Origin of the sequence: Dolichospermum sp. LEGE 00246 (assembly GCF_015207865.1) — a bacterium.
Lineage (GTDB): Bacteria > Cyanobacteriota > Cyanobacteriia > Cyanobacteriales > Nostocaceae > Dolichospermum > Dolichospermum heterosporum.
Genome location: NZ_JADEWA010000255.1, coordinates 1 through 7,747 on the forward strand (window position 1 = coordinate 1; position 7,747 = coordinate 7,747).

Annotated in this window: 6 protein-coding genes; all 6 read right to left on the bottom strand. The window is 39.3% G+C overall.

Features of this window, described 5'->3' with window-relative positions:
• Positions 1–821 precede the first annotated feature (821 nt).
• The gene (locus IQ228_RS16345; protein ID WP_193963567.1) at positions 822–1,577 is read right to left on the bottom strand and encodes a YebC/PmpR family DNA-binding transcriptional regulator; all 756 of its coding nucleotides are present in this window, start codon (positions 1,575–1,577) and stop codon (positions 822–824) included.
• 993 nt (positions 1,578–2,570) lie between these two features.
• On the bottom strand, positions 2,571–3,218 hold the full coding sequence (locus IQ228_RS16350; RefSeq protein WP_035081301.1) for a Uma2 family endonuclease: 648 nt from the start codon (positions 3,216–3,218) through the stop codon (positions 2,571–2,573).
• 44 nt (positions 3,219–3,262) lie between these two features.
• The gene (locus IQ228_RS16355) at positions 3,263–3,865 is read right to left on the bottom strand and encodes a hypothetical protein (protein WP_027401100.1); all 603 of its coding nucleotides are present in this window, start codon (positions 3,863–3,865) and stop codon (positions 3,263–3,265) included.
• Between the two features lie 390 nt (positions 3,866–4,255).
• The gene (locus IQ228_RS16360) at positions 4,256–5,281 is read right to left on the bottom strand and encodes a glucokinase (protein WP_027401099.1); all 1,026 of its coding nucleotides are present in this window, start codon (positions 5,279–5,281) and stop codon (positions 4,256–4,258) included.
• A gap of 250 nt (positions 5,282–5,531) precedes the next feature.
• The gene (locus IQ228_RS16365) at positions 5,532–6,179 is read right to left on the bottom strand and encodes a histidine phosphatase family protein (protein ID WP_027401098.1); all 648 of its coding nucleotides are present in this window, start codon (positions 6,177–6,179) and stop codon (positions 5,532–5,534) included.
• Between the two features lie 33 nt (positions 6,180–6,212).
• On the bottom strand, positions 6,213–7,379 hold the full coding sequence (locus IQ228_RS16370) for a pyridoxal phosphate-dependent aminotransferase (protein ID WP_193963565.1): 1,167 nt from the start codon (positions 7,377–7,379) through the stop codon (positions 6,213–6,215).
• Positions 7,380–7,747 lie beyond the last annotated feature (368 nt).

Sequence of the window (7,747 nt, forward strand, 5' to 3'; positions counted from 1 at the left end):
CAACTTGAGTTTAGATTTAATGTAGGGGTAGGCCCTGTGCCATTGGTGTCAACTTAACGTAAAACCCATACCCCGCTTGGGAATGAATTCCCAGTCTAATAGCAAAAGTCATCTGAAGATGACTAAAGCCGCTGAGAGTGTCAACTTGAGTTTAGATTTAATGTAGGGGTAGGCCCTGTGCCATTGGTGTCAACTTAACGTAAAACCCATACCCCGCCTGTGAATGAATTCCCAGTCTAATAGCAAAAGTCATCTGAAGATGACTAAAGCCGCTGAGAGTGTCAACTTGAGTTTAGATTTAATGTAGGGGTAGGACCTGTGCCATTGGTGTCAACTTAACGTAAAACATCTATCCCGCCTGGGAATGAATTCCCAGTCTAATAGCAAAAGTCATCTGAAGATGACTAAAGCCGCTGAGAGTGTCAACTTGAGTTTAGATTTAATGTAGGGGTAGGACCTGTGCCATTGGTGTCAACTTAACGTAAAACATCTATCCCGCAAAGAACTCAACTTACCTCATTCCCAGTCTCTGACTGGGAATGAATTCTAGAAGGCTCTGCCTTCAATGATATTAGAGGCAGAGCCTCATCAACTGCATTCCTAGTCAGAGACTAGGAACGAGATGTGGTAGGGATTTGAGCTTAAGTTGACACCTATGGACCTGTGCCTACCCCGGTATTTAGGGCAACCACAGGGGGTTATTAATACACATACCATAGATAGATGAATTTCAGCATTAATTCAGGTACATTAAGCGACTATAGTAAACACTTGGTATATATGGGCTTGGCAATTTACCAAGCCTTTTTATTGGTTTAGTGCTACATGATACTAAGTTCCATTAAACCATCTGCCATTTCAAAATTAGCTGTCACACTTTGGACATCATCTAACCCTTCTAGAGTATCAATTAATTTGAGGAGAGATTTAGCTTGATCTGCATCTGTAACTTCTACTTGATTACCAGGAAGCCAACGCAATTCTATATCTGTGACTTTAAAACCTTTTGCTTTTAAGGTTTGGCTGAGTTTCTCCAAATTTGCTATTTCTGTAAATACCTCAACTGTTTCCTCTGCAATGATTTCATAAGATTCGGCATTTCCTTCTAAGGAAGCTTCTAAAAGCTTGTCTTCATCAATTACACCTTCGACGACACAAACTCCTTTTTGGGAAAACATCCAACTTACACAACCTGTTTCTCCCAAGTTTCCGCCATTTTTGCCAAAAGAGACGCGCAAATCTGCCGCAGTTCGATTTCGGTTATCTGTGAGGGCTTCAATTAAAATGGCGACACCACCGGGACCGTAACCTTCGTAGCGAATTTCTTCAAGGATGCTGTGATCACTGAAAGTACCTGCACCTTTAGCAATGGCTCTATCAATATTATCATTGGGAATGCCTGCTGCTTTGGCTTTATCAATGGCTGTCCTGAGTTGAAAATTACCTGCTGGATCTGGTATACCGTTTCTTGCAGCTACAATTATTGCCCGTGATAGCTGGGTGAATATACTTCCCTTTCTGGCATCTACTACGGCTTTTTGACGTTTAATATTTGCCCATTTACTATGTCCTGCCATAATTACCAAAATTATTAATACTCTGCTCACAAGTAGAATATATCTAGTTTTTGCCTAGATGCAAGGACAAGTTTGATAGACTGGGAATGGTCGCTTCTTTAACAGTTTTGCGTAATTCCCCATCCTCAGCGTCAGCAGGGTGGGGATGTGATTGTATAATAATCCAGCCGATTAACAACAAAAATACATAAAAAGCAAAACTGCTTGTCACACCAAATGATTTTGGATATCTGATAATAAATCAAGTAAATTATCTGATAAGTAAGCAATATCGAAAGTTTTTTCTGACATTGTTATTTCTGTCCGTCCTACTGACTATAAATATTATATATACTCAAAACGGCTTGATTGTTTGATTCTAAACGTAGGGGTAAAACAAGAGCTTCATTGGTGTCAACTTAGGTTACAGATGGCTTATTTGTTTGGCTTCCACACCCGCCAGGGAATAAATTCCCTGTCTCATAGCTCAAGTCCGTTAAAACGGACTAATGAATTTTCCTAGTATTTAGTCATCTTTTAGATGACTTTCGCTATTAGCAAGGAACTTGAGTTCCTCGCGGGATGAAGATTTTGCGTTAAGTTGACACCATTAAGCTTTTGCTTTACCCCTACACATCTGGGTTCTTTGTCACTTGGCAAAAGTTTAAATCTCACCCGTGTTTAGATGAAATACCACTGCGGTTAAAACCGTGGTCAGTGAGCTTGTCGAACTGCTCGTGTCGCTTATATCTCAGGTGGCGTTAGCCATATGGAACGAAGTGAAATGAAGCAATCGCCAGGGTTGTGATTGCTTCCCTTCGCTCGCAATGACTGTAAATATTTTATCTCGTTCCTAGTCTCTGACTAGGAATGCAGTTGATGAGGCTCTGCCTCTAATATTATTGAAGGCAGAGCCTTCTAGAATTCATTCCCAGTCAGAGACTGGGAATGAGATGAAAAAATACTTATTCTCTATTCAAACATAGATCGGAATTATAATAGTTGCTACCAAAATTATTGGTGAAATTGGCTTAACAACCAAGCACAAACTTGACTATGATCCATTTGTCGAGTTTTTCTTAATGCTTCGTTTAGTAAAGAAATTTGTAACCCTGGTAATACTTGAGATTCACTAATTCTTTTACTGCCACCATTTTCAATCATAAAAGGGATAACTTGGACATTCTGCACATCAAGTACCCAGTATTCGGCTACACCTAAATCTTCATACATCAGGCGTTTTTCCCCTTTATCATCAGCTAGGGAACTACTCGCAACTTCAATTACTAAATCTGGTGTGGGATAAATATCTAAATTGATAATGGAAGTTCCATAGGGAATAGCATTTGCTTTTTCAGCAATGTAATAAGAAACATCGGGTTGGACTTCTTGAAATCCTATTTTTCTGTATGTACAATTATCTTTGCTATTAAATTTAATTTCCTTAATAGTCGCAAATAGGTTAACAGCAAAAATAATCATACTATGGTCACTGGCATGATCATTTCCGATTGGTGGCATTTCTATCCTCATTTTTCCATTGTGATAATAGCCTTTGGCTTTTTGATCAGGATAATTTTCAATAACCTGAATATATTCATCCCAAGTTGCTGTTATCCAAGTGTTAGTTAGTAATTGCGTTGGCATTTCAGTGATGATCATTTTTTCGGACTCCTGAATATTTCACCGATATTACTCATTCTCAATTAAGGTTTGACAACTAAGCTGAAGGAATTTAAATAGCCTGTAATAGTTTTATTTAAAGTTTCATGTTGTTTTTTGGAGACGATAGCCATAACTTTATATAATCTACCATGAGCAACAAACATTCTGGTTTTAGTAATTTTACCGATGGCATTAACATATTCAATTTCTTTGCCGGGATGAAAGTTAGAACTGCGAATATTGCGCTGATTTAGTAATCTACTTTTGGTGGTTGTTAGTTCTACATATTGGGCTTGATCCATGATTGTTTGGGGGTTAGTCATCTGGACATAGCTATCAGGAAATTCATTGTATGTGACTATATATGCAGCTTCTTGTTGGGGTGGTTGGATTAAAAATATTTCTAATTTTATTTTTCCCATGTAGGTTTTTTGGATTTGGGTTTTTCGCTTGGGCATTCCTGGCATTAATACGGTGAAATATCCATCAGGGGATGTAAATGTTCGCCATTTGGGCTGTATGACTGCGGGAACAATAGGTTTTTTTTCGGCAACTTTGGGTTTGGATAAATGGACTTCGGCGACGGCGTAATTGCTAGATAAAAAGGTGGCAGCAATCAAAGATAGTAAAATTTTGCTATTCATAATTTATAAAATTTGTAGATGCAGATTTCACTGTTATTAAGAAATAAGGGCGTTGCTGATTAAGGGTATGAATTTTAGTCTCACGCAAAGGCGCAATCACGCTTCGTGATCTCGAAGAGTAGACGCACTGAGGTTTGAGTTTTAAAGGTTCAATTTGGGAATTTCATACCTCAATTCAGCAACGCCGAAATAAGCATTCAGCCATCACTGTTCAGCAATTACTATTTAATTAATAATTTACCGATTTATCAAACTTTCTGACTCCTGACGTTGCTAGTAGTTCGTCAAATTTATTTTGACGGGTAATGATCGGAAAAAACTTCTCCCCTGGTGCCTCTCTTCTCCCCCTGCTTGCCTTCACCCATCATTTTTGGGTTGACAGACTACTAGTTATAACCTAGAGGCAGACAAAGCTGCACCAATTAATCCCACTTGTTGATTAAGAATTATATGCACGGGGATTTCTTCGAGAAGAGAACGCATTCTGCCTTTTTGGATAAAATTCAAGAGGAAACTACCATTTTCCATTAAGGGGAGGATTTTGGGGGCGATACCACCGGCAATGTATAATCCGCCATAGGGGAGGAGTTTTAAGGCTAGATTGCCGGCTTCTGCACCGTAGGCTTTTATAAATAATTGCATGGTTTGTTCGGAAAGGCGATCGCTTTTTTGTAGTGCAGCAGTGCCAATAAGGGCCCCTGGATCAACGGTTTTTTCGGTTGTCTGTGCTTCTTGTTCCCATGTTCTGACTGCTTGGGCAATTTCTGGTGATTCGGTGGCTATTTTTCTATCTCGTAAAAATTGGTAAATGGAGGTAATTCCTAACCCGGAAACTACTCTTTCTACGGAGACTCGTGGAATATCATGTTTATCTACTAGATATTTCAATAGTTGAAACTCTAGTTCATTGCGTGGTGCAAAATCTGCGTGTCCACCCTCGGAAGGAAAGACTTGATATTGATGGTCTTGTTTAATCAAAAATCCTTGTCCTAACCCGGTTCCTGCCCCGATTACAGCCATTGGTGCTGCTGGTTGGTATTTACCAACTTGTAAAGTTAGTAAATCCTGTTTTGTTAATCCAAAAATGCCGTAACCAACAGCCGCAAAGTCATTAATCAGGGAAATTGACAAAATACCCAATTCTTGAGTTAAACGATTTGTATCGAGAAACCAGGCTAAATTGGTCAACTTGGCGGTGTTTTCCACTACTGGTCCTGCGATCGCAAAACAAGCCTTTTCTGGTGTGCTAGAGTTAGCTGTAGTCAAAAACCTTTGGACGATGGGGACTAAATCAGGAAAATCCCCACTGCGAAAACTCTCTTCGTGCAGAGTTTTTAATCCCAGTGTTTCCGAAAATTCCACCAAACGCAAAATAGTTTTTGTTCCGCCTATATCTCCGGCCAGTAGCAATGTCATAAAATTTATCAGTTAGTAAGTTACTTTTGCTGAGTCCGCGTCAGTTGTGATTTAGAGAAAATCCGTTCTATAAAACTTACCCAAAATTACCAAAGTCTAGACACATCTGGACAGCGATAATCTTAGTGTTTATTTCCTGCTTCATCGCGGTCTTAAAATGACTTCCAGTCTTGTTTGCCCACTCCACAGGCAATCTCGGTAGAACTTACCGTTTCTGACCGTAGTTCCTAAAAAGAACCCCATTGAATATTTACACAAATCTCACCAATTCTTCAACTTTCGTCAAATGGGACGTATCACCCTTTAGTGCTAACAACCATTCTGAATCTTGGCGGACAACTTTTACTAAAGAACATAGAGAAGCTTTGACTTCAGTTTTGGCTATGTCCCCTACAAATCCCATTGCTGCACCCAAGACAGACGCGCCATGTGCCACCAATAGGATATCATGGGGGGAAAATTCAGTAGATAAACACCTGGCAGTTTGCGCTGAACGTTCCCGCACCTGTTGATGAGTTTCCGGGTATTTTGCGGCTATGCGTGATGTGTAACTGGTATCAATTCTGGGAAATAATTTGACTAAAGCTGAAGTCGAGAGTTTTTCCGGTTCTTCAGTCATCCATTCGGGATTAAGCCATTCACTCAAACCTACTTCCAGTTTAATAGATAAATCCAAAACTTCAGCGATCGCATTTGCCGTTTGGATAGTTCGCAAAAATGGAGAAGCAAAAATATGGGCGATTTTTTCCCCTTTAAGTCGCTTTGCTAACTGCTGCGCCTGAATCATACCATCATCTGACAAGGGTGGATCATACCGTCTTTCGGCGGTTAGAAACCAATCTGGATATACGAAATCAAGGCGGTTAGCGTGTCTTGCTATCCAAACTATTTGACTCATGGGAAAATCCGAATGTTAATTTTTGTTATGTGGCTATAATACGATACTTTGCAAACCTTTGACTAATCTTTCTATACCTGCTTTAGCTGTATCTGCTGGTAACGCCCCATAAGCAACCCGCAAATAACAACCGTCTTCCATCCCAAAGGTTGTTCCCGGAATCACTGCTATTTTGTGTTCTTGAATCAGTTTTGTCACTAATTCCAAATCATTCATTTTTGTCTGCACTTTCAAGAAAAAGTAAAATGCACCATTAGCTGGTGTAATTGTACATAAATCCTGAAGCGATCGCAATGAATTAATTACTATTTCTCGAACTTTAGCAATAGTCCCAATATTATCTTTTAAATAATCATCTTTTACTTGTAAAGCCCCCAAAGCTGCATATTGAGAAACCACAGGTGGACAAATTAAAATGGTATCTTGGACTTTTTTCACAGCAATTAATAGATGTTGAGGAATTACCATATAACCAATTCGCCAACTAGCAAAACCATAAGCTTTCGACAAACTAAACAGAGAAATTGTATATTGATGACTGCCCGTAAATGCCCCCGGAGAAATATGTTTTACACCGTCATAAGTAAAATATTCATAAGCCTCATCACTAATATGATAAATTCGCCTTTCTCGACAAATTTCATTAACTTGTTTTAATGCTGTTTCTGAATAAACAACACCTGTAGGATTATTCGGAGAAATTGTCACTACCGCACGGGTTTTATCTGTAATTGCGGCGGCTATGGCTTCAGGAATTAATTGATAATTTGTATCTGTGGCAACTAATACCGGATGACAACCTGCCATTTTAATCGCCATTTCATGATTAAAATAGTAAGGAGTATTCAAAATAATCTCATCACCAGGAGAAGTAATTGCTAAAATAGAATTTATAAACCCCATATTGCTACCTGCTGTCACCACAATAGCATTTTCTTCATTGATATCAAGACCATTAAATATTGATAACTTTGCTGCTAATACTGTTAATAATTCAGGAATCCCGATAACGGGTTGATAAAGATGATTTTTAGGTTCAGCCAGGAACTTTGGTAATAATTCCATTGCGGTATTTGGTGGTTGATAGTGAACCACACCTTGTCCTAAAGAAATTGTCCCAGGAGAGTTTTTAATTAATTCTCCCACCACCGGAATAATGGGCGATTGAATCGCTTCCATTCGTGATAATTTATAATTCATAACTCTTAAAAATGTATATGTAAGTAGGTTGGCGTTGAAAATTGTCGTTATGGCAAGGCAAGAGGCAAGAGGCAAGAGGCAAGAGGGTTTGGGCGATTTTACGTTTCTTTACACAGTTTGGTTTTATTGTGTTCACCTACTTAGGGACTTCCAATTAAAAAAATCCCCAAAAGTTTCTTGTGGTGCGGGCATCTTGCCTGCTAATCATCAAGGACAGGCAGGATGCCCATCCCACAAAATTGGGTAATTTATTTTTTGGTGTTCCCTTAGGCTTTGCTGAAAAAGTTATCTGTGAGGGCTAGTAGTCTGTCAACCCGAAAATGACGGGTGAAGGCAAGTAGGGGGAGAAGAGAGGTAGGGGGGGGAGG